We start from the raw sequence: 21,279 nt of genomic DNA on the forward strand, positions 1-21,279 counted from the left end.
TTGTTTGATATCAAGATATCTTCCGCGTCGTCCCGCTGTCGAAACTGTGCCCGCGGCCGCACCGCAGGCGCGCAGGGGCGCGGTCGCGGCTGGATAGTCTGGCCCCGCCACGCCCGACACCCCTGGAGGAACCATGCCCGCCCCCGTGCTCGAGATCGCTGTCCAGGACGTCGCCGGGGTGCGGGTGGCCGCAGACGTGGGTGCAGCCCGGGTGGAGCTGTGCGCCGCCCTCGGGGCGACCGGGGGCCTGACGCCGAGCGTCGGCCTGCTGGAGGCGGCCGTCGGCGCCGCCGGCACCGTCGGGGTTCACCCGCTGATCCGACCCCGTGCCGGGGGATTCGTCTACGACGACGACGAGCTCGACACGCAGGTGCGCGACGTGCGCGCGGCCGTCCGGGCCGGTGCCGCCGGTGTCGTCGTCGGTGTCCTCACGGTGGACGGCGCCGTGGACGCCGAGGCGGTGGCGCGACTTGTCGAGGCGGCGGACGGGCGTGAGGTCACCTTTCACCGGGCGTTCGACGTCGTCCCGGACGTCGGTCTGTCGGTCTCCGCGCTGACGACGCTGGGTGTGACCCGGGTGCTGACCTCGGGCGGTGCGGCCGCGGCTGCCGACGGCCTGCTGCGGCTCGGGGAGACGGTCCGTGCGGCGGACGGGGGGCTTCAGGTGATGGCCGGGGGCGGCGTGCGCCCCTCGGACGTCGCTGCGCTGGCCGCCGTCGGCGTCGACGCCGTGCACCTGTCGGCCAAGACGCTCCGTGCGGAGGCCGCCGGCCCCGGCGGTGGGGCGGACGCGGGCTACGAGGTCACGAGCGCGGAGATCGCGACGGCCGCCGCCGAGGCTGTTCGGGCCCTCGCCTAGCGTCTCGCGATGTGGGCGTAGGTCGCGGGAATGTCCCGTGCCGCGTGGGAGCGATGCCACCCATGGCCCCTCCGTCGAACGGGCGCCTGTTGTGTCGATGCAGGTCATCACGCCTTTCGTCAGGCCCGGGTCTCGGTTAGGTAACTTTCTAGAGCAATTGGCGGTGTGACCAGAATCATTGGTTAGGGTTCCTCACACAACGCCCCGCAGGGGGCGACCACGCACAACGATGTGCGGCGTGCACACGCCGACCATCGCCTTCCGAAAGGACCGATGATGATCCGAAGCACGGGCCGCAAGCGCCTGTACACGGCCGTCACCCTGGTGGCCGGTGTGTCCCTCCTCGCCGCAGGCTGCGGCTCGAGCGACTCGGAGGAGGGGGACTCGAACGAGACCACCGCCAGTGCCGAGGGCACCGCGACCGACCGCGAGCTCGTGGTCTGGGCCGGCGCGCAGCAGCCGATCCCCGAGAACTTCAACCCGTACGCGCCCGAGGTCCAGCACCTCGCCACGGGTGGCGTCTACGAGACGCTCTTCTACTACAACAAGGCGTCGTCCGGTGAGCCCACGCCGCTGCTCGGTGAGTCCTTCGAGTTCAACGAGGACGGCACGGAGCTGACGATCCAGGTCCGCCAGGGCGTCAAGTGGAGCGACGGCGAGGACTTCACGGTCGACGACGTCGTCTACTCGCTCACCAACGAGAACTCGAAGCCTGCGTATATCACCGGCGCCGAGGCCGTGGACGACACGACCGTCAAGGTGACCTTCGACGGCGCGCAGTTCACCAACGAGTTCTCGATCCTCGGTTCGACCTGGATGCTCCCCGAGCACGTCTGGGCAGACCTGGGCGAGGACCCGCTGACCTGGCCGAACGCCGAGCCGGTCGGGACCGGCCCGTACCTGCTCGACACGTTCTCCGACGCCGCCTACACCGCGAAGGCGAACCCCGACTACTGGGGTGGCGAGCCGAACGTCAAGAGCGTCCGCTACATCGGCATCGACGCCAACCAGTCGGCCGAAGACCTCCTGCGCACCGGCCAGCTCGACTGGGCCGGCATGTTCGTGCCGGACGCCGACTCGCTCGTCGCCTCGGCGAACCTCGGCTACATCAACACGCCGCAGGACCCGACCGTGCTCTACACCTGCTCGAACGCCGACCTCGGGTGCGAGGGCGACCAGACGGACGTCGCCGTCCGTCAGGCGCTGAACCTCGCGATCGACCGTGGTCAGATCAACGACAAGGCGTTCGTCGGCCTGGCCGGCGACATCTCCCCGACGTTCGCGCTGCTCGGCCGCGACGACGACTGGATCTCGCCCGACGTCGAGGCGGAGAGCCCGCAGACCGCGGACGTCGAGGCCGCCGGCGCGATCCTCGATGAGGCCGGCTACGCCAAGGGCGACGACGGCATCTACGCCAAGGACGGCGACCCGATCGAGCTCACGCTGACGTCGGTCGACGGCTGGACCGACTACAACAACGCCGCGAAGCTCATCGAGGAGCAGGCCACGGCCGCCGGCATGAAGGTGACCGCCTCGACGATCTCCTGGAACGAGTTCGCCGCAGCCCGTGACACGGGTGACTTCGAGATGATCATGGGCGGTGTCGTCGGGACCTCGGTGCCGGACCCGTTCCAGATCTACCGCGACTGGTTCTCCGGTCCCGCGACCTCTGAGGTCGGCGAGTCGATCCCCGAGGGCTACTGGGGCTTCGCGCGCTACTCGAACCCGGTCGTCGACGACGCCGTGAGCGAGGCTGCCTCGACCAACGACGTCGACACCAAGAAGGCTGCCTACGCCGCGATCCAGGAGGAGATCACCCGTGACCTCCCCTACATCCCGCTCGTGATCAACGCGACGCAGACGTTCTACAACCAGACGGACTACACGGGCTGGCCCACGGAGGACAACCTCTACGCCTTCCCGCCGTCCTGGGGCTCCGGGGCCTCCGGCGTCGTGCTGCACCAGCTCGGCGGCACCGAGTAAGACGCTGCTGAGCCACTGAAGAGGCGCCTGATGTTCCACCTGTGCACGGCGTTCCGTACGCCGGAAAGCGAGACCGATCGATGAGTTACTACGGCCGGCGGATCGTCGTCTACGCGATCACGCTCTGGGCGGCAATCTCCCTGAACTTCCTTCTCCCGCGACTCCTGCCGGGCAACCCGGCAGACATCATGATCGCGCAGATGAGCAGGTCGGGCGACGTCTCCGAAGCACAGATCATGAACATCAGGCGCCTCTTCGGCAACCCCGAGGCCTCGCTCTGGGAGCAGTACCTCCAGTACTGGCAGCAGATCGCCCAGGGCGACCTCGGGATCTCCTCGCAGTTCTTCCCGGAGAAGGTCACCAGCCTGATCGGCGGGGCACTGCCCTGGTCGATCGGTCTGATCGGGACCGCGACCCTCATCGCCTTCGCCCTCGGCATCGGCCTCGGCGCCCTGGCCGGGTGGAAGCGCGGCACGTGGGTCGACCAGCTCGTCCCGTCGACGACCCTCCTGCAGTCCCTGCCCTACTTCTGGGTCGCGCTCGTTCTCATCTACGTGTTCGCGGTGCAGCTCCAGTGGTTCCCGATCGTCGGCGGCTACAACTTCTTCGTCTTCAACGCCCCCGAGTGGAGCTGGGCCTTCGTCGGCTCGGTGCTCTACCACGCGGTCCTGCCGGCGGCGACGATCGTCATCAGCGCCGTCGGTGGCTGGCTGCTCGGCATGCGCAACATGATGGTCTCCACCATGGGCGAGGACTACGTGACCACCGCCGAGGCCAAGGGCCTCAGCCCCCGCCGCGTGATGATCACGTACGGCGCACGTAACGCGGTCCTGCCCTCCATCGCCGGAGTCGGCATCGCCCTCGGCTTCGTCGTCGGCGGCTCGGTGATCATGGAGCAGGTCTTCAGCTACCCGGGCCTCGGCAAGCTCATGATCACCGCGGTGCGGGGCAACGACTACGCCCTGATGCAGGGCGTGTTCCTCGTCATCACCCTGACCGTTCTCGTCACCATGTTCATCACGGACATCGTGTACGGGCTCATCGACCCGAGGGCGCGACAGAATGCCTGAGCAGACCACAGCAACCCAGACCCCGGCGGGCGCTCCCGGCTCCGTCGTCGACGAGTCAGCCGGCGGTGGCGTCCCGACCGCCACGACCACGGCTCCCGCACCGGCGGGCACGCCCGCCGCCCGCCGCAAGATCCGGTTCCGCAAGCCGTCCGCCAAGCTCGTGGTGGGGCTCTCGCTCCTCGGCGCGATCGTGCTGTTCGCGCTCTTCGGGCCGCTGATCGGGCAGTTCGACCCGCGCGACTCGAGCAACCCTGCACTCGTCCCGCCGGACTCGACGTACTGGATGGGCACGACGTCGCTCGGCTACGACGTCTTCGCACAGCTCGCGGTCGGCGCCCGCACCTCGCTCTTCGTCGGCATCACCGCCGGCCTCCTCGCGGTGACGCTCTCCATCCTCTTCGGCGTGGTCGCCGGGTACGTCGGCGGATGGACCGACGAGGTGCTCTACACGATCATCGGCGTGATGCTCGTGATCCCGGGCCTTCCGCTCGCGATCGTCATCTCGACGCTCGTCCCTGGAAGGTCGGCGCTGCTCGTCGCCGCGATCCTCGGTGTCACGGGATGGGCAGGCTCGGCCGTGGTCCTGCGCAAGCAGGCGCAGTCTCTGCGCAACCGCGACTACGTGGCGGCGTCCCGCATCGCCGGCGAGCGCCCGTTGCGCATCGTCGCGGTCGAGATCCTCCCCAACCTGCTGCCCCTCCTGACGGCCCAGTTCCTCTTCGGCGTCATCTTCGCGATCCTCGGCGAGGCGGGTCTGTCCTACCTCGGTCTCGGACCCACCGGGTCGATCAGCTGGGGGACCATCCTCAACGAGGCCCAGGCCGGCGGCGCGCTGACCCGGGGCGCGTGGTGGTGGTTCATCCCGCCGGGCATCCTGATCGCGCTCGTCGGTACCTCGCTCGCGCTGATCAACTTCAGCATCGACGAGGTCATCAACCCCAAGCTGCGGGCCGCACCGGCAGCCGCACGATCCGTCCGCAAGGCCCGCGAGGCCCGTGACGAGCAGTCGAAGGAGGCCACCGCATGAGCGTCGACCAGAAGCGTGAGCCGGTGATCACCGCCCGCAACGTCTCCATCGAGTACGAGGTCGAGCCCGTGGTCAAGGCCGTCCGCGACGTGTCGCTGACGCTCTACCGCGGCGAGATCCTCGGCCTCTGCGGGGAGTCAGGCTGCGGCAAGACCACGCTCGCCTACGGCCTGAACAGGCTGCTTCGCCCGCCGGCACTGATGACCGGCGGCGAGATCGTCTTCCACGACAAGTCCGGCACGGACATCGACGTGCGGGCGCTCGACGACCAGCAGATGCGTGCGTTCCGCTGGGACAAGGTCTCGATGGTGTTCCAGGGTGCGATGAACTCCCTGAACCCCGTCATCAAGATCCGTGCGCAGCTGTTCGACGTCTTCACCACGCACCGCCCGGAGATGGGGAACGAGGAGAAGGAGAAGCGGTCGCGCGAGCTCCTCGGCCTCGTCGGGGTGGACCCGGACCGGATCGACAGCTACGCCCACGAGCTCTCCGGCGGCATGCGGCAGCGCGTGATGATCGCGATGGCCCTCGCCCTCGAGCCGCAGCTGATGATCATGGACGAGCCGACCACGGCGCTCGACGTCGTGGTTCAGCGCGAGATCATCCGAGAGATCATGCGGCTGCGCGAGATCTTCGGGTTCGCGGTCGTCTTCATCACCCATGACCTGCCGATGCTGCTCGAGATCAGCGACCATGTCGCGGTCATGCTCGACGGCGAGATCGTCGAGCGCGGTACGTCGGAGGAGATCTACACCAACGCACAGCACGAGTACACGCGTCGGCTTCTCAGCTCGTTCCCCAGCCTCACCGGGGAGCGCGGCGGGTTCGTGCGCGGCGAGGAAGAGGTGGCGTGATGGCGGACGACAGCGCTCAGCAGGTCCGGCGCGAGAGCGGCGGGGTCCTCGAGGTCCGCAACCTCGTCAAGGACTACAAGGTCCGTGGCGCGCACAAGAAGATCCGGGCGATCAACGACGTCTCCTTCACCCTCGAGGCGGGCAAGACGATCGCCCTGGTGGGCGAGTCGGGCTCGGGCAAGTCGACGATCGCGAAGTCGATCATGCAGCTCGTCAAGCCGTCGGAGGGGCAGATCCTGCTCGACGGCAAGCCGATCGCCCGGCACGGTGCGGGACTGCGGCGGTACCGCAAGGACGTGCAGATGGTCTTCCAGGACCCCTTCGGGTCGCTGAACCCCTTCCATCCGGTCGGACACCACATCGAGCGCCCGCTGCGGATCCACCGCGCCGTCCCCGAGGGGATGACGATCGAGGAGAAGGTGCACGAGCTCCTGGAGCGCGTGAACCTGACCCCGGCAGCCGACATCGCGCCGCGGCGTCCGCACGAGCTCTCCGGCGGCCAGCGCCAGCGCGTCGCGATCGCCCGCGCGCTCGCCCCGGGGTCGCGGTTCCTCGTCGCCGACGAGCCGGTCTCGATGCTGGACGTCTCGATCCGGCTCGGCGTGCTCAACCTGCTGGCCCGTCTGCAGCGCCAGGAGAACCTCGGTGTCCTCTACATCACGCACGACCTGGCCACGGCCCGTCACTTCTCGGACGAGATCATGGTGATGTACCGCGGCGACGTCGTCGAGCAGGGGCCGTCGGACGAGGTGATCCTGAACCCGCAGCACGAGTACACCAAGACGCTGCTCGCCGCGGCACCGAACCCGGAGCGGATCGGGCAGATGCGCGACGAGGTCCGCGCCGAGTTCGCGGCGGCTGCCGCCAAGGACTGACGCCACGCGGCGGACCGTCACCGCGCCGGAACACGTCGAACGGCTCCCGAGAACTCAGCTTCTCGGGAGCCGTTCGTCGTGCCGCCGGTAGCCTGACCTCGTGCCCGCACGACGACGTATCGACCCCACCGACGGCCGCGCAGCCCTCGCCGGATGGCGCGACGGTGCGACCGACCGCATGACCGTCGCGACCGCGGTCCGCTTCACGCTCGAAGAGCTCGCGGACGTCGCCCCGGGCCATGCCGTCGAGGTGCGGATCCCGCCGGCCGGAGCCGTGCAGTGCGTCGAGGGTCCGCGCCACACGCGCGGAACGCCGCCGAACGTCGTCGAGACCGACCCGCAGACGTGGCTTGAGCTTGCCTCCGGAACCCTGACCTGGAGCGACGCGACGGCGCAGGGCCGGATCCGGGCGTCGGGGGACCGCGCCGACCTCACGGGTCTTCTTCCGCTGCAGGCGGCACGTCCCCGTCCGTAGTGGGTGAAGTTCGAGGCACGTGTGGCTCACATGACTATGTCGTACATCACAGGTAACGTGCGGAGGCCTAACCGTGCACCGCACGACGTCGTGCGGATGCCCCACCACAACCGGGGGTTCACCTGTGCACGGTTTGATCCAGACGACAGGGCAGTGACGCCGATCCGTCGCCGGTCACCCCGGCGCGACGCGAAGGAGCAGATGTGTTCACACAGAGACAGCGACACGGACGGCGGGCGGTGACCGCGGGAGCACTCGCGATCGCCATGACCGTCCCGGTGGCGGGGACGGCGTTCGCTGCTCCCGCCGGTGACGGGCCGGACGGCGAGCACCTCGTCATCAGCGAGGCATACCTGGTGGGTGGGAGCAGCGGGCAGGCCTACGACCACAAGTTCATCGAGCTCTACAACCCGACCGACGCGGCCGTCGACCTGAGCGGGTGGAGCCTGCAGTACGGCTCGGCGACGGGAACCAAGTTCACGAGCAAGGGCGCTCTGAACGGTTCCGTCGAGCCGGGCGGCTACTTTCTCGTCCAGGCGTCGGCCAACGGCGGTTCGACCCCCGACGGCGAGGAGCTCCCGACGCCGGACGCGGAGGTCGGTCTCAGCCCGAGCGGTTCCAACGGCGTGATCGGCCTCGTCAAGGACGACGCGACCGTCACGATTCCCAAGGGCGCGACGGCACCCGGGACCGCGGTCGTCGACCTCCTCGGTTACGGCTCGGCGGACACTTTCGAAGTCGCGCCGGCGCCCGCAGGGCAGGGCACCGGCACGGTCGGCTCGCTGACCCGCACGGGCACGGCCGACGACAACTCGCTCGACTTCGAGTTCTCGACGACGGTGACCCCGCAGAACTCCGCGGGTGAGACCGACCCGACCGATCCGACGGACCCGACCGACCCGACGGACCCGACGGCGCTGTCGATCGCCGAGATCCAGGGCTCCGGCGAGTCGACACCCGTCGCCGGGCAGCAGGTGCAGACCTCCGGCGTCGTCACCGCCGCCTACCCGACCGGCGGGTTCGACGGCTTCTACCTCCAGACACCGGGCACCGGCGGCGACCTGCCAGCGGACCACGCGGCGTCGGACGGAATCTTCGTCTACTCCGCCGCCGGAGCCGCACAGGTGGAGGTGGGCGACCACGTCTCCGTGATCGGTGAGGCCACGGAGTTCTACGGACTCACGCAGATCGCCGCGACGTCGTGGGAGGTGCTGACCGAACCGGCCGAGGCGATCAAGCCGGCCACGGTGGCCTGGCCCGCCGACGACGCCGGCCGTGAGGCCCTCGAGGGCATGCTCCTCGCCCCGGAGGGTGACTACACGGTCACCGACACCTACTCGACCAACCGCTACGGGTCGGTCGGCCTGGCCTCGGGGACGTCGCCGCTGGTCCAGCCGACCGCCGTCGGACGCCCCGGCAGTGCCGAGGCAGCCGCACAGGTCGCCGACAACGCCGCCCGTGCGGTCACGCTCGACGACGGCGCGAGCTGGGACTACCTGAACTCCTACGCCGACGAGCCGCTGCCGTACCTCACCGGTGGCGAGCCCGTCCGTGTCGGTGCCGCCGTGACGTTCACGGAGCCGGTCGTCCTCGACTACCGGTTCAGCACCTGGGGTCTGCAGCCGACGACGCAGCTCACCGGTGAGGACACCGCCCCCGCGACCTTCGAGAACACGCGCACTGAGGCACCCGAAGAGGTCGGCGGTGACCTGCAGGTCGCCACGTTCAACGTCCTGAACTACTTCACGAGCCTCGGCGCCGACCTCTCGGGCTGCAGCGCCTACACCGACCGTGAGGGCAACCCCGTCACGGTCCGCAGCGGCTGCGACGCCCGAGGCGCCTGGGACTCCGAGGACCTGGAGCGGCAGCAGACCAAGATCGTCGCCGCGATCAGCGCGCTGGACGCCGACGTCGTCTCCCTCGAGGAGATCGAGAACTCGGAGGCCTTCGGCAAGGACCGCGACGCCGCGCTCGAGGACCTCGTCGCGGCCCTCAACGCCGTCGACGGTGCGGACACGTGGGCAGCCGTCGCGTCCCCGGACGCCACCCCCGCCGACGAGGACGTCATCCGCACGGCCTTCATCTACCGGGCCGGCGCGGCCGAGACCGTCGGAGCCTCGACGATCCTGCTCGACGACCCGGCCTTCTCGAACGCCCGGGAGCCGCTGGCGCAGACGTTCCGCCCCGTGGGCGGGACGGCCGACCAGGACGTCGTCGTCATCGCGAACCACTTCAAGTCCAAGGGATCGGGGTCCGGCGAGGACGCCGACCAGGGCGACGGTCAGGGCGCGTCGAACCAGTCGCGCGTGAACCAGGCGACGGCGCTCGCCGCCTTTGCCGACGACGTCGCGGCCGACGCAGGCACCGAGCGTGTGCTGCTCGTCGGCGACTTCAACGCCTACGACATGGAGGACCCGCTCGTCGTGCTCCACGAGGCCGGGTACACCGACCTCGGCGCGATGACGGGTGAGTACACCTACTCGTTCGGCGGACAGGTCGGATCCCTCGACCACGTGTTCGCCTCGGAGGCGGCGCTCGCCGACGTCACCGGCACCGACATCTGGAACATCAACGCGTACGAGCCGGTGGCGAACGAGTACTCACGTTTCAACTACAACGTGTCGAACCTCTACGACGAGACGCCGTACCGGTCCTCTGACCACGACCCGATCATCGTCGGCCTCGACCTCGCCGCGACGGCGGGGGAGACGGAGATCGACCTGCTCGGCATCAACGACTTCCACGGGCGGATCAACAGCAGTACGGTCGCGTTCGCCGGGACCGTCGAGGAGCTGCGTGCCGAGAACCCCGACGGGACCGTGTTCGTGTCCGCCGGTGACAACATCGGTGCATCGCTCTTCGCGTCCGCGGTGGCGCAGGACCAGCCGACGATCGACGTGCTCAACGCCCTCGAGCTGCGCGCCTCGGCCGTCGGGAACCACGAGTTCGACCAGGGGATCGACGACCTGACCGGGCGCGTGACCGACGAGGCGGGCTGGCCTTACCTGGGTGCCAACGTCTACGCGAAGGGCACGACCACCCCCGTGCTCGACGAGTACGCCGTGATCGACGTCGACGGCGTGGACGTCGGCTTCATCGGGGCCGTCACCGAAGAGACGCCGACCCTCGTCACGCCCGACGGGATCGCCGACGTCGACTTCGGCGACCCGGTCGAAGCCGTCAACCGCGTCACCGACGACCTGATGGACGGGGACCCCGCCAACGGCGAGGCCGACGTCGTCGTCGCGATGATCCACGAGGGCGCGTCCGAGGGCACGCCCGAGGGCGCGAGCCTGGAGGACGAGGTCGCAGCCGGCGGACCGTTCGCCGGCATCGTCGAGGACACGGATCCCCGCGTCGCGGCGATCTACACGGGTCACACGCACAAGCAGTACGCGTGGGACGCGCCGGTCCCGGGCACCGACCGCACACGGCCGATCATCCAGACCGGCTCGTACGGCGAGTTCATCGGTCACGTGTCGCTCACGGTGGGCGCGGACGGCGAGATCCTCGCCTCGAGCGCCGAGAACGTGGCACGCACGTCGACCTCGGCGGACCAGCTCGTCTCGACCTACCCGCGTGTCGCCGAGGTCAAGCAGATCGTCGACGCGGCGATCGCCGAGGCCGACGTGATCGGCGCCCAGCCCGTGGGCTCCGTCGCCGCGGACATCACGACCGCGTTCAGCGGCGGCGAGTACACGGCGGACGGCTACCAGGGCGGTGCCCGGGACGACCGCGCGTCGGAGTCCTCGCTGGGGATGACCGTGGCGAACTCGCTGCGCGACACCCTCAACAGCGCGGGGCGCGGCGGTGCCGACATCGGCGTCGTCAACCCTGGCGGTCTCCGCAACGAGCTCTACTACGGCGATGACGGCGTCATCACCTACGCGGAGGCCAACGCGGTCCTGCCGTTCGTCAACAACGTCTACACGGTCACCTTGACGGGCGAGCAGATCGACACCCTCCTCGAGCAGCAGTGGCAGACGACGGAGTCGGGCGAGCGTCCGCAGCGTCCGTACCTGGCGCTGGGCCTCTCGGACAACGTCACCTACACGGCGACGACGGCCGACGGGAACGCGACGCCCGGCGACAACGTCACGGACATCACGATCAACGGTGCTGCGCTGGACCCGTCCGCCGAGTACACGGTCGCGACGTTCTCGTTCCTCGTCTCCGGTGGTGACAACTTCCGGGTCTTCCGCGACGGGACGGACGTCAGCGACACGGGTCTCGTCGATCGTGACGCGTGGGTCGAGTACCTGGGCGAGAACCCGGACCTCGAGCCGACGTTCGCACGCCGCGGTGTCGTCGTCGAGGCTCCCTCAGAGCCCGTGGCGGCCGGCACCGACGTGACCGTCGCGGTCTCCGACCTCGACCTCACGTCGCTCGGCAGCCCGCTCAACACCGAGGTGGAGGCGTCGCTCGTCGCACGCGGGGGCGAGCCGGCCGACGGCACCCCCGTCGGGACAGCCTCGGTCTCCGAGGGAGCGGCCGACCTCTCCGTGTCGGTCCCGGCCGATGCCGCCGCGGGCGAGTACGACCTCTGGGCCGTCGCCCAGCCGTCGGGCACGACGGTCCGGGTGCCGCTCACGGTTACGGCCGACGCCGGAGCTCCCGCCTGGGACGCCTCCGTCGTCTACACCGGAGGTGACGTCGTCACGTACGAGGGGGCCACCTACCGGGCGCAGTGGTGGACCCGTGGGCAGGTTCCCGGCGCGACGCCGTGGGGCCCCTGGGAGCAGATCGGTGCCGAGACCTCGTGCGGCCAGGAGTGGACCGCGAGTGCCGTCTACACGCGCGGCGACGTCGTCGTCTACGAGGGCACGCAGTACGAGGCTCAGTGGTGGACCCGCAACCAGACGCCCGCCGCGACCCCGTGGGGGCCGTGGAAGGACCTGGGGGAGTGCGCCTGATCTCGGCGTGCGGCTGATCACCCGATGACGACGGGGGGTCGGAGCGCAGGTAGCCTCGGTGTGTGAGCACCGAGCAGCCTGCCTCCGGCCCCCCGTCCGTCTCTGGTGACGAGCCAGTCGGTACGGATGGCGACGAGCGTCTCGACGATCAGTCCGACGAGCGTGCCGACGAGGTCGAGGTCGACGACGTGATCGACCCGGCCGCGGTGCGGCGTGCACCGCGCTACAAGGCCTTCTTCTGGACCGGGGCGATCGTGGGCATCGTCCTCGGTCTGGTCCTGGGCGCCGTCGTGCTCTCGACGCCCGGTGCCGGCGGCCTCATGAAGCCCGGCGTGTATCTCACGGTGGTCGTCCTCGGAACGACGACGTTCACCGTGCTGCTCGCAGGGTTCCTCGCGGTGATGGCCGATCGACGGAGTCTTCGCTCGCGCGACAGGTAGTTCTCCGTCGGCCGCGCCCTCAACTCGGACGGCTTTCTGCGCGCGGCGGCCGGTGTGGGATGATAGGGCCGTGGCACCCCGCGGAGATGGCCGACTCAATCACGACCTCATGCCTGGCGAGAAGGGCCCCCAGGACGCCTGTGGCGTCTTCGGCGTCTGGGCCCCCGGTGAGGAGGTCGCCAAGCTCGCCTACTTCGGGCTCTACTCGCTGCAGCATCGCGGGCAGGAGTCCGCAGGCATCGCGACGAGCAACGGCGAGCAGATCCTCGTCTACAAGGACATGGGCCTCGTGTCCCAGGTCTTCGACGAGACGGCTCTCGACGCCCTGAAGGGACACCTCGCCGTCGGGCACTGCCGGTACTCGACGACCGGGGGCGTGACCTGGGAGAACGCGCAGCCGACCCTCGGAGCCACCGCCGGCGGGACCGTCGCGCTCGGGCACAACGGCAACCTGACCAACTCGGCGGACCTCGTCGACCTCGTCGCCGAACGCTACGGCAGCCAGCGCCGCGGCGAGCTCGCCCGGGGCAACACCACCGACACCGCGCTCGTGACCGCACTCCTCGCGGGCGACCCGGACCACTCGCTCGAGGCGACCGCCCTCGAGGTGCTGCCCCACCTCAAGGGGGCGTTCAGCCTCGTCTTCATGGACGAGCACACCCTCTACGCCGCCCGCGACCCGCAGGGCGTCCGGCCGCTCGTGCTGGGACGTCTCGAGCGCGGCTGGGTCGTCGCCTCGGAAGGCCCTGCGCTCGACATCGTCGGTGCCTCGTACGTCCGCGAGGTCGAGCCGGGCGAGCTGATCGCCATCGACGAGAACGGCCTGCGCTCGCAGCGGTTCGCGCCGATCGAGCGGGCCGGCTGCGTCTTCGAGTACGTCTACCTCGCGCGTCCAGACGCGACCATCAACGGCCGCTCTGTGCACGCCGCGCGCGTGGAGATGGGTCGCCAGCTCGCGCGCGAGCACCACGTCGACGCGGACCTCGTCATCCCGGTCCCCGAGTCGGGGACCCCCGCCGCGGTCGGCTATGCCGCCGAGTCCGGGATCCCGTTCGGCCAGGGGCTGACCAAGAACGCCTACGTCGGGCGCACGTTCATCCAGCCGTCCGACACGCTTCGCCAGCTGGGGATCCGCCTGAAGCTCAACCCGCTGCGCGAGGTCATCCGTGGCAAGCGGCTCGTCGTCGTGGACGACTCGATCGTGCGCGGCAACACCCAGCGGGCACTCGTCCGGATGCTCCGCGAGGCCGGGGCTGCAGAGGTCCACGTGCGGATCAGCTCCCCGCCGGTGAAGTGGCCGTGCTTCTACGGGATCGACTTCGCGTCGCGGGCCGAGCTGATCGCCAACGGGCTGAGCCCCGAGGAGATCGGGTCGTCGCTCGGCGCCGACAGTCTCGGCTACATCTCCACCGAGGGCATGATCTCCGCCACCGAACAGCCGAAGTCCCAGCTGTGCACCGCCTGCTTCACGGGCGAGTACCCGATCGAGCTTCCCCCGGAGGACCGTCTGGGCAAGCTGCTGCTCGAGCAGAACGAGCTGCCGCTCGGCGCGCCGGAGGACGGGCTGCGCCACCTCACCGCGAGTGCGGGTGGCGGCACGGCGTTGCAACAACCGTGATCCGATCTCGACAGGCTCGATCGACGGTCGGCCGATCTCGACAGGCTCGATCGACGGTCGCCGGGTCTCGACAGGCTCGACCGACGACCCGCTCTTCCCGATCTACCAGGAGAATCTGACGTGACGAACGAAGGTCTGACCTACGCCGCGACCGGGGTCGACACGGAGGCGGGCGACCGCGCCGTCGAGCTGATGAAGGACGCGGTCCAGCGCACCCACGGCCCCCAGGTCCTCGGAGGAGTCGGCGGGTTCGCAGGTCTCTACGACGCGCAGGCGTTGACGAGGTACCGCAAGCCGCTGCTCGCGACGTCGACCGACGGGGTCGGCACCAAGGTTGCGATCGCCCAGGCGATGGACGTCCACGACACGATCGGGTTCGACCTGGTCGGCATGGTCGTCGACGACATCGTGGTGGTCGGCGCCGAGCCGCTGTTCATGACCGACTACATCGCGTGCGGCAAGGTGCACCCGGAGCGCATCGCCGACGTCGTGCGTGGTATCGCGGCGGCCTGCGAGGTGGCCGGCACCGCCCTCGTCGGCGGCGAGACCGCCGAGCACCCGGGGCTGCTGGGCGAGGACGAGTACGACGTCGCGGGTGCTGCCACCGGTGTCGTCGAGGCCGATCAGCTGCTCGGTCCGGACCGGGTCCGCGCCGGCGACGTCCTGATCGGGCTCGCGTCGTCGGGCATCCACTCCAACGGGTACTCGCTCGTGCGCGGCGTGATCAACCGTGCGGGCTGGAGCCTCGACCGTCACGTCGAGGAGTTCGGACGGACGCTGGGCGAAGAGCTGCTGGAGCCGACTCGCGTCTACGCCTCCGACTGCCTCGCACTGGCTCGCGACGAGGCGGCAGAGGTGCACGCGTACACGCACGTCACCGGTGGGGGCCTCGCCGCGAACCTCGCGCGCGTGCTGCCGGCCGGGCTCGTCGGCGTCGTCGACCGGGCCAGCTGGTCCGTGCCCCCGGTGTTCCGCGTGATGCAGGAGCTCGGCGGTGTCCCGCGCACCGACCTCGAGAACACGCTCAACCTGGGCGTCGGCATGGTCGCCGTCGTCGGTGCCGACGGCGTGGATGCCGCGCTCGCGCGGTGCGCCGCTCTTGGCCTACCTGCATGGGTCCTCGGTCAGGTCGAGGACCTGGGCGACGGCGCGGCGTCGGACGGCGACCTCGTGGCGGGGACCAAGGGTGTCCAGGCTGGCGCGGTGCGACTCGTCAACGAGTACCGCGCGTAGGCAGCGCCGGGGAGACCCGGACATGGAGGAGGCCCGGCGGGGTGCAGTCCTGCCGGGTCTCGTCACCCGGCGCGAGGCGCGAGAAGCTGCTGCCGGTGGGTCCTGCGTCGGGATCGGGGCGCGACGACGCTCAGACGGTCGTCCACGAAGTCCGAACACGACGAGACCCGGGCCGGAGCGTCACGGCTCCGCGGGCCCGGGTCCAGCCTGACGATCTAGCGGTCGTCCGACCAGTTCGCGTAGCGCTCGTCGTCGTCGTCCGAGGCGCGCGACTGGATCGCCACACCTGATTCTGACTTCTTGAGCTCCTGTTCGAGCTCTGCATAGTTGGTCTCGGGGCTGTAGTACTTCAGCTCCCGTGCAACCTTGGTGTGCTTTGCCTTCTGACGGCCGCGGCCCATGGCTCCGACCCCCCTCAACTAGGAGCGGGGCGGCGACGTCAACGACGCGCGGCCCCGAATGTTCACGAGTGTCTGTTCAGGCGTCACATTACCGCGCCGAGGGCGGTTCTCTCCACTCGACCCTCTGCGCCCTGGGCGTAAGTGGTGCCCAGATGGCCCAGATTCGAGGCACTGTGATGGGATATACAGCACATCATCCTCGATGGAATCGGCTCTCAAGTCGTGAAAAAACCACATCCTGTGACAATAGAGAGACGGGTGTGGTCCGTCCCAGTCCTTTGGCATTCCTGTCAGAGCGGGCCCGCCGCTGGGGAGGTGCAGCGAATGTCTGTGCACGGCGACTCTGAGGTCCTGTTGACGCCCGCCGAGGTGGCGAGCATGTTCCGGGTAGACCCCAAGACCGTCACGCGGTGGGCGAAGGCCGGCAAGCTCTCGTCGATCCGTACGTTGGGTGGTCACCGTCGGTACAAGGAATCCGAGGTTCAGGCCCTGCTGGGCGCGGCGAGCGACGACGCCGACCACGCCGACAGCTGAGGCCGGGAAACAGCGGACGCCGCGAACCCGGAGGTTCGCGGCGTTCGACGTGCGCTGATTCGCCCGGGTCGTGGCCCTGCGGCTACTTCCGCGCGATGCGGATGACGACGACCGTCACCGCCACCGCGACCGCCGCGGCGGTCCCGAGGAGCGCCTTCACGTTCCGTTGGCGTCGCGGCGAGGTCGTCGGCATACCCTTGCCCGTGATGAAGTCCTGCGTGTCAAGCGCCGCCTGCTTGGTGGCCGCTCCCGCCGACCTGGCAAGGTTCGCCGGTGCCAGCCGGTCGGTCAGCTCGTCCACGGTGCCGGCGAGCTCGGCCCGGGTCTTGGCGATCTCGGCCTCGATGAGGGACTGCGGGTCGTCGCTCACTTGTCGTCCACCTTCTTCTCGGTCCGTGCCGTGGCCGTCAGGCCATCTTCGGTGTCGGCCTCGTCGGTCGGCCGCGCTGTCTTCGCGTCGCCACCCTTGACCGCTGCGATGTCCTCCTGCACCGAGGCCATCGCGGCCTCCGGCTTCGGAGGAAGACCCTTCTGGAGCCGGGTCTTGCCGACCAGCGCGAGCACGGCGATGATCAGCAGCAGCACGACGCCGAGCACCAGCGCCGCGAGCCACTCGGGCATCGCCACGGCGAGGCCGGCGTAGGCCGAGAACAGCAGCCATCCCAGTGCGTAGAGCGCCAGCACGCCAGCGACCACGAAGAGTGCGATGCCGATCCCGGCGTTGGTCGCCTTGGTGGTCAGCTCGTGCTTGGCGAGCGCGATCTCGGCCTTGATGAGTCGTGTCGTCTGCTCGGTGAGCTGCTCGACGAGCTTGCCGATCGTCGGCTTCGGGGGCTCGGTCCCGTCGTCCCAGTCGCTCATGTCACGCCCTTCTCGATGCGGAGTGTTCCCACTCAACAGCCACAGGTAGGTCGGCGCAACTCTGCACCGGCCCGGTGCTGACTGAATGGCGAAGGCCCCCAGGGATTCCCTGGGGGCCTTCGGCTGTGGCTCCGACCGGCGTCGATCCGGTGACCTTTCGATTTTCAGTCGAACGCTCTACCAACTGAGCTACAGAGCCCTGACACGAACGCCCGGTCTATGTAGACCGGGCGGATGTGCAGTGCGACCCTGACGGGACTTGAACCCGCGACCTCCGCCGTGACAGGGCGGCGCGCTAACCAACTGCGCTACAGGGCCTTGCGTGATCCGCTTGGCGAACCGATGAGAACCTTACCCCAGAACCTGGCTGAACTTGAAATCGGCCTGTCTGGCGACTGATTCCGTACCCCCAACGGGATTCGAACCCGTGCTACCGCCGTGAAAGGGCGGGGTCCTGGGCCGCTAGACGATGGGGGCCCGTTGCCCGAGAGCAACCGGACCATCATAGATGACGCGCACCGGTCGCTGTCCACACGCGAGCGCGCGGCCGCGCGCGTGCGAGAGGATGGGCCCGTGGTGGAGATGACGCGCGAGGAGTTCGAGGGCGCGGTGAGCGACGGGCTGGATCTCGTCCCGCCGGAGCTGACGGCACAGATCGACAACGTCGTGGTGCTCGTCGAGGACGACGCGCCGGCCGACGAGCCGACTCTTCTCGGCCTCTACGAGGGCGTGCCGTTGACAGAGCGCGACCTCGGATGGGCGGCCGGGAGCCTGCCCGACCGCATCACCATCTTCCGGAACCCCACGCTCGCGATCTGCGAGTCGGTCGAGGAGGTCGTCGAGGAGGTGGCGATCACGGTGGTGCACGAGATCGCCCACCACTTCGGGATCGACGACGAGCGCCTGCACGCTCTCGGCTGGGGCTGATGTCGGGCCGCGCGCCGGGCCGTCCGACGGTTCACAGGACCGGACAAAAACTCACTTCGCGTGGTGGCGGGCGATAGGCTGTGAGCATGACGACATTGGTGACCGGCGGGGCCGGATATATCGGGGCTCATGTGGTGCGACTCCTGCAGGAGCGGGGGGAGAAGGTCGTCGTCGTGGACGACCTGAGCACGGGGCGGCCCGAGCGGATCGGCGACGCGGTGCTCGTCGAGTGCGACGTCGCGGGTCCGGGCGCCGTCGAGGCGATGAGGGTGGCGATGGTGGAGCACGACGTGCGCGCCGTCGTCCACTTCGCGGCCCGCAAGCAGGTCGGCGAGTCGGTCGAGAAGCCCGCCTGGTACTACCAGCAGAACGTCGGCGGTCTCACCAACGTGATCGCGGCGATGGAGGCCGCGGACGTCGACCGGCTCGTCTTCTCCTCCTCGGCGGCCACCTACGGCATGCCGTCGGTCTCGTCCGTCGAGGAGAAGCTGCACGCGGAGCCCATCAACCCGTACGGCGAGACCAAGCTGATCGGCGAGTGGCTCGGGCGTGCGGCCGGCCGGGCCTGGGGCCTGCGGTTCGTCGCGCTGCGCTACTTCAACGTCGCCGGTGCCGGATGGCCGGAGCTGGGCGACCCCGCGATCCTGAACCTCGTCCCGATGGTGCTGGACCGCCTCGAGCGCAGCGAGCGCCCCAAGATCTTCGGGGACGACTACCCGACGCCGGACGGCACCTGCATCCGGGACTACATCCACGTCCTCGACCTGGCCGAGGCGCACCTGGCCTCGCTCGAGTACCTCGACCTCGACGAGCGCGAGCACGACGTCTTCAACGTCGGCACGGGCACCGGGGCCTCCGTGCGTGAGGTCATCGAGCAGATCGGGCGTGCCTCCGGGCTGGACGTGACGGCCGACGTCGAGCCTCGGCGCGCCGGCGACCCGCCCCAGCTCGTGGCGTCGCCCGAGCGGATCCGGCTCGAGCTCGGATGGGTGGCCAAGCAGGGGCTGGAGGAGATCATCGACTCGGCCTGGGAAGCCTGGCAGGCAGGCCCCCGCGCCATCGACGTCGGCGAGCGGTAGGGCCGAAAGGACGGTCGACACACCTCGGGCGGCGGTGCACCAGGGGTGGCGAGGTGGAGATTCCTCAGTATGCTGAGCATCTCGACGAAGGGTGGACCCGTTGTCCGAATCGGCATACGAATCCGTGACCTCGGCCCTCCAGGTGCCCGAGCGGCACGCCGAGTCGCTACGACTCGTCCACGCGGGAGCGCCCAGCGCCCCGGAGCTCAGCCGCGCCGTCGACGAGGTCCTTCCGCGTATCCAGGCGGCGGCCGACGCCTACGTGCAGCGGCAGGCAGCCACGGACCGGACCGGCACGGACGCGCCCGGGGACGCCGCACGCCTGTGGGCGACTGTCGGTGACCAGGTCGGCGGCAAGCTCCTCAGGCCGCGTCTGGCCGCCACCGCCTACCTCGGCCTCGGCGGGCGCGACACGAGCGCGATCGTCCCGGTCGCCGCGGCGCACGAGCTGCTCCACACCGCGATGCTCATCCACGACGACCTGATCGACCACGACAGCGTGCGGCGCGGGCGCCCGAACGTCGCGGGAACCTATCGCGCGGGAGAGGTCGAGGGAGCACCCGCGGTCGCGGCCGACGCCGCGGCTCTCCTCGGCGGTGACCTCGCGATGTGGGGCGCGGTCGACCTGGTCCTGGACGCCAACCTCGCGCCGGCGGTCCAGGCGTTCGTCCTGCGACTGCTCGTGCGGTCGGTGCACACGACGATCCGCGGTGAGCTGCTCGACGTGCTCGGCCAGTACCGAGCGCCCGGCGAGGTCGACGCGCGGACCGTCGCGCTGCTCAAGACGGCGGTGTACTCGTCCGTGCTTCCGCTGGTGACCGGCGCGCAGCTCGCGGGGGCCGACGCGACCACGTGCGAACAGCTCGAGCGATACGGCCGTGCGGCCGGGGTCGCGTTCCAGCTCGTCGACGACATGCTCGGTACCTTCGGGGACCCGGCGGTGACGGGGAAGTCCGCGCTCTCGGACCTGCGCGAGGGCAAGCGCACCGAGCTCGTCGCGGTGGCATGGCGGCGGGCAGACGCCGAGCAGTCCGCTGTCCTCCGGCGCCATCTCGGCGATCCCGACCTCGAAGAGTCCGGTGCGGCTGCGGTGCGCGACGTCCTGCACGCCACGGGTGCCGTCGACGCGGTCGCGGGCGACGTGCGGGCGCTGTCCGCCGAGGCGGCCGCGTCGCTGACGGACGACCTTCCGCAGGGTCTGCGGGTGCAGCTCGGTGCGATGCTCGACAAGCTCGTGGAGCGTGCCGAATGAGCGACGACGTCCTGGTGGCACGCGACGTCGCCCAGTACGACGAGACGGCTCAGCGGGCCGCGTCGCTCGTGATCCGCCGCTACTCGACGTCGTTCGGCCTCGGGTCGCGACTCCTCGGCCGGACGACCCGCCGACGCATCGAGGCGGTCTACGCCCTGGTCCGGGTGGCCGACGAGATCGTGGACACATACGGAGGCGACGGCGCCGGACGGGTTCTCGAGGCGATGCGGTCCGAGACCCACGCCGCGACGAGCCGCGGGTGGTCCGCCGACCTCGTCGTCCACGCCTTCGCGCGAACCGCGCAGGCCACGGGGATCGGCGCCGACCTCGTGGACCCGTTCTTCGACTCGATGGCGGCCGACCTCAGCGTCGACGTGCACACGCAGGAGAGCTACGAGCGCTACGTCTACGGCTCGGCCGAGGTGGTCGGCCTGATGTGCCTGCGGGTCTTCCTGCAGGACGCGGAGCCTCCGCTCGGCCCCGACGCGCCGTCACCGCCCGACCTCGTCGTCGGTGCCCGTGCGCTCGGCGCCGCGTTCCAGAAGATCAACTTCCTCCGGGACCTGCGGGCCGACCACGTCGAGCGCGGTCGGTCGTACTTCCCCGGGGTCCGGCCCGACGACCTCGACGACGCGTGCATGGCGCGGCTGCTCGCCGAGATCCGGGCGGACGTCGACCAGGCACGGACGGCGCTGCCCGGCCTGCCGCGGCGACCACGCGCCGCGGTCGCCGCGACCATCGCCCTGTACGACCGTCTGCTGAGACGGATCGCCGACACGCCGCCCGCGCAGGTGCTCGAGCGACGGGTCCGTGTCCCCGACGGTGAGAAGATCGTGGTCGCCGGTGCGGCGGCACTGCGCGCGTTGCGAGAAGGGTAG

General features: G+C 69.9%; 19 protein-coding genes and 3 tRNA genes. 16 read left to right on the top strand and 6 right to left on the bottom strand.

What is annotated here, in order from left to right; translation table 11 throughout:
* Nucleotides 1-133: 133 nt before the first annotated feature.
* The 11 genes from Q343_RS0102110 to purM all read left to right on the top strand — a co-directional run bounded on the left by Q343_RS0102110 (nt 134) and on the right by purM (nt 15,347).
* Nucleotides 134-859, top strand: coding sequence for a copper homeostasis protein CutC (locus Q343_RS0102110; RefSeq protein WP_029251940.1), 726 nt, complete (start codon nt 134-136; stop codon nt 857-859).
* Nucleotides 860-1,132: 273 nt separating this feature from the next.
* On the top strand, nt 1,133-2,842 hold the full coding sequence (locus Q343_RS0102115) for an ABC transporter substrate-binding protein (protein ID WP_029251941.1): 1,710 nt from the start codon (nt 1,133-1,135) through the stop codon (nt 2,840-2,842).
* A gap of 80 nt (nt 2,843-2,922) precedes the next feature.
* A complete protein-coding gene (locus tag Q343_RS0102120) occupies nt 2,923-3,912 on the top strand; it encodes an ABC transporter permease (RefSeq protein WP_029251942.1) in 990 nt (329 codons plus the stop codon).
* Nucleotides 3,905-4,939: an ABC transporter permease gene (locus Q343_RS0102125; RefSeq protein ID WP_029251943.1), complete on the top strand. Its 1,035-nt coding sequence runs from the start codon at nt 3,905-3,907 to the stop codon at nt 4,937-4,939. The genes Q343_RS0102120 and Q343_RS0102125 overlap by 8 nt, the downstream gene beginning before the upstream one ends.
* The gene (locus Q343_RS0102130; RefSeq protein ID WP_029251944.1) at nt 4,936-5,793 is read left to right on the top strand and encodes an ABC transporter ATP-binding protein; all 858 of its coding nucleotides are present in this window, start codon (nt 4,936-4,938) and stop codon (nt 5,791-5,793) included. The genes Q343_RS0102125 and Q343_RS0102130 overlap by 4 nt, the downstream gene beginning before the upstream one ends.
* Nucleotides 5,793-6,668: an ABC transporter ATP-binding protein gene (locus tag Q343_RS0102135; RefSeq protein WP_052366781.1), complete on the top strand. Its 876-nt coding sequence runs from the start codon at nt 5,793-5,795 to the stop codon at nt 6,666-6,668. The genes Q343_RS0102130 and Q343_RS0102135 overlap by 1 nt, the downstream gene beginning before the upstream one ends.
* Nucleotides 6,669-6,768: 100 nt before the next feature.
* A complete protein-coding gene (locus Q343_RS0102140) occupies nt 6,769-7,143 on the top strand; it encodes a sterol carrier family protein (RefSeq protein WP_029251946.1) in 375 nt (124 codons plus the stop codon).
* Between the two features lie 203 nt (nt 7,144-7,346).
* On the top strand, nt 7,347-12,056 hold the full coding sequence (locus Q343_RS0102145; RefSeq protein ID WP_029251947.1) for an ExeM/NucH family extracellular endonuclease: 4,710 nt from the start codon (nt 7,347-7,349) through the stop codon (nt 12,054-12,056).
* Nucleotides 12,057-12,118: 62 nt separating this feature from the next.
* On the top strand, nt 12,119-12,496 hold the full coding sequence (locus Q343_RS0102150; protein WP_029251948.1) for a hypothetical protein: 378 nt from the start codon (nt 12,119-12,121) through the stop codon (nt 12,494-12,496).
* A gap of 70 nt (nt 12,497-12,566) precedes the next feature.
* Entirely contained in the window at nt 12,567-14,114 is a 1,548-nt protein-coding gene (gene purF / locus Q343_RS0102155; protein WP_029251949.1) for an amidophosphoribosyltransferase, read from the top strand.
* Between the two features lie 120 nt (nt 14,115-14,234).
* A complete protein-coding gene (gene purM / locus Q343_RS0102165; protein WP_029251950.1) occupies nt 14,235-15,347 on the top strand; it encodes a phosphoribosylformylglycinamidine cyclo-ligase in 1,113 nt (370 codons plus the stop codon).
* Nucleotides 15,348-15,562: 215 nt separating this feature from the next.
* Here purM and Q343_RS0102170 read toward each other — a convergent pair whose 3' ends face one another.
* Nucleotides 15,563-15,748, bottom strand: coding sequence for a DUF3073 domain-containing protein (locus tag Q343_RS0102170; protein ID WP_029251951.1), 186 nt, complete (start codon nt 15,746-15,748; stop codon nt 15,563-15,565).
* Nucleotides 15,749-16,072: 324 nt separating this feature from the next.
* On the opposite strand from Q343_RS0102170, the gene Q343_RS0102175 reads away from it, so the two are divergent.
* The gene (locus Q343_RS0102175; protein WP_029251952.1) at nt 16,073-16,282 is read left to right on the top strand and encodes a BldC family transcriptional regulator; all 210 of its coding nucleotides are present in this window, start codon (nt 16,073-16,075) and stop codon (nt 16,280-16,282) included.
* Nucleotides 16,283-16,364: 82 nt separating this feature from the next.
* On the opposite strand, the gene Q343_RS0102180 is transcribed toward Q343_RS0102175, so the two are convergent.
* From Q343_RS0102180 to Q343_RS0102200, 5 genes are all read right to left on the bottom strand, one after another.
* The gene (locus tag Q343_RS0102180) at nt 16,365-16,652 is read right to left on the bottom strand and encodes a DUF3618 domain-containing protein (RefSeq protein ID WP_029251953.1); all 288 of its coding nucleotides are present in this window, start codon (nt 16,650-16,652) and stop codon (nt 16,365-16,367) included.
* Nucleotides 16,649-17,143: a phage holin family protein gene (locus tag Q343_RS0102185; protein ID WP_052366782.1), complete on the bottom strand. Its 495-nt coding sequence runs from the start codon at nt 17,141-17,143 to the stop codon at nt 16,649-16,651. The genes Q343_RS0102180 and Q343_RS0102185 overlap by 4 nt, the downstream gene beginning before the upstream one ends.
* A 126-nt stretch (nt 17,144-17,269) precedes the next feature.
* Nucleotides 17,270-17,342: transfer RNA gene (locus Q343_RS0102190), tRNA-Phe, on the bottom strand.
* A gap of 45 nt (nt 17,343-17,387) precedes the next feature.
* Nucleotides 17,388-17,461, bottom strand: a tRNA-Asp gene (locus Q343_RS0102195).
* Nucleotides 17,462-17,547: 86 nt separating this feature from the next.
* Nucleotides 17,548-17,620: transfer RNA gene (locus Q343_RS0102200), tRNA-Glu, on the bottom strand.
* 105 nt (nt 17,621-17,725) lie between these two features.
* On the opposite strand from Q343_RS0102200, the gene Q343_RS0102205 reads away from it, so the two are divergent.
* The 4 genes from Q343_RS0102205 (at nt 17,726) to Q343_RS0102220 (ending at nt 21,279) form a co-directional block, all read left to right on the top strand.
* Nucleotides 17,726-18,070 carry a metallopeptidase family protein gene (locus Q343_RS0102205; RefSeq protein WP_052366909.1) on the top strand — a complete coding sequence of 115 codons (345 nt, stop codon included), beginning with the start codon at nt 17,726-17,728 and terminating at the stop codon, nt 18,068-18,070.
* Nucleotides 18,071-18,156: 86 nt separating this feature from the next.
* Nucleotides 18,157-19,149 (top strand): UDP-glucose 4-epimerase GalE, encoded by a 993-nt coding sequence (galE, locus tag Q343_RS0102210; RefSeq protein WP_029251956.1) that lies wholly within the window; start codon nt 18,157-18,159, stop codon nt 19,147-19,149.
* Nucleotides 19,150-19,273: 124 nt separating this feature from the next.
* A complete protein-coding gene (locus Q343_RS13765; RefSeq protein WP_052366783.1) occupies nt 19,274-20,401 on the top strand; it encodes a polyprenyl synthetase family protein in 1,128 nt (375 codons plus the stop codon).
* The gene (locus Q343_RS0102220; RefSeq protein WP_052366784.1) at nt 20,398-21,279 is read left to right on the top strand and encodes a phytoene/squalene synthase family protein; all 882 of its coding nucleotides are present in this window, start codon (nt 20,398-20,400) and stop codon (nt 21,277-21,279) included. Before Q343_RS13765 ends, Q343_RS0102220 begins: the two co-directional genes overlap by 4 nt.

The organism is Paraoerskovia marina DSM 21750 (genome assembly GCF_000701465.1).
Taxonomy (GTDB): domain Bacteria; phylum Actinomycetota; class Actinomycetes; order Actinomycetales; family Cellulomonadaceae; genus Paraoerskovia; species Paraoerskovia marina.

Bases quoted from the DNA above. Each gene is read 5' to 3' on its own strand.
- Q343_RS0102135 (WP_052366781.1), top strand. From the start codon at position 5,793: ATGGCGGACGACAGCGCTCAGCAGGTCCGGCGCGAGAGCGGCGGGGTC.
- Q343_RS0102125 (WP_029251943.1), top strand. From the start codon at position 3,905: ATGCCTGAGCAGACCACAGCAACCCAGACCCCGGCGGGCGCTCCCGGC.
- Q343_RS0102170 (WP_029251951.1), bottom strand. From the start codon at position 15,748: ATGGGCCGCGGCCGTCAGAAGGCAAAGCACACCAAGGTTGCACGGGAG.
- Q343_RS0102205 (WP_052366909.1), top strand. From the start codon at position 17,726: ATGACGCGCGAGGAGTTCGAGGGCGCGGTGAGCGACGGGCTGGATCTC.
- Q343_RS0102175 (WP_029251952.1), top strand. From the start codon at position 16,073: ATGTCTGTGCACGGCGACTCTGAGGTCCTGTTGACGCCCGCCGAGGTG.
- Q343_RS0102185 (WP_052366782.1), bottom strand. From the start codon at position 17,143: ATGAGCGACTGGGACGACGGGACCGAGCCCCCGAAGCCGACGATCGGC.
- Q343_RS0102220 (WP_052366784.1), top strand. From the start codon at position 20,398: ATGAGCGACGACGTCCTGGTGGCACGCGACGTCGCCCAGTACGACGAG.
- Q343_RS0102110 (WP_029251940.1), top strand. From the start codon at position 134: ATGCCCGCCCCCGTGCTCGAGATCGCTGTCCAGGACGTCGCCGGGGTG.
- galE (WP_029251956.1), top strand. From the start codon at position 18,157: ATGACGACATTGGTGACCGGCGGGGCCGGATATATCGGGGCTCATGTG.
- Q343_RS0102120 (WP_029251942.1), top strand. From the start codon at position 2,923: ATGAGTTACTACGGCCGGCGGATCGTCGTCTACGCGATCACGCTCTGG.
- Q343_RS0102130 (WP_029251944.1), top strand. From the start codon at position 4,936: ATGAGCGTCGACCAGAAGCGTGAGCCGGTGATCACCGCCCGCAACGTC.
- Q343_RS0102115 (WP_029251941.1), top strand. From the start codon at position 1,133: ATGATGATCCGAAGCACGGGCCGCAAGCGCCTGTACACGGCCGTCACC.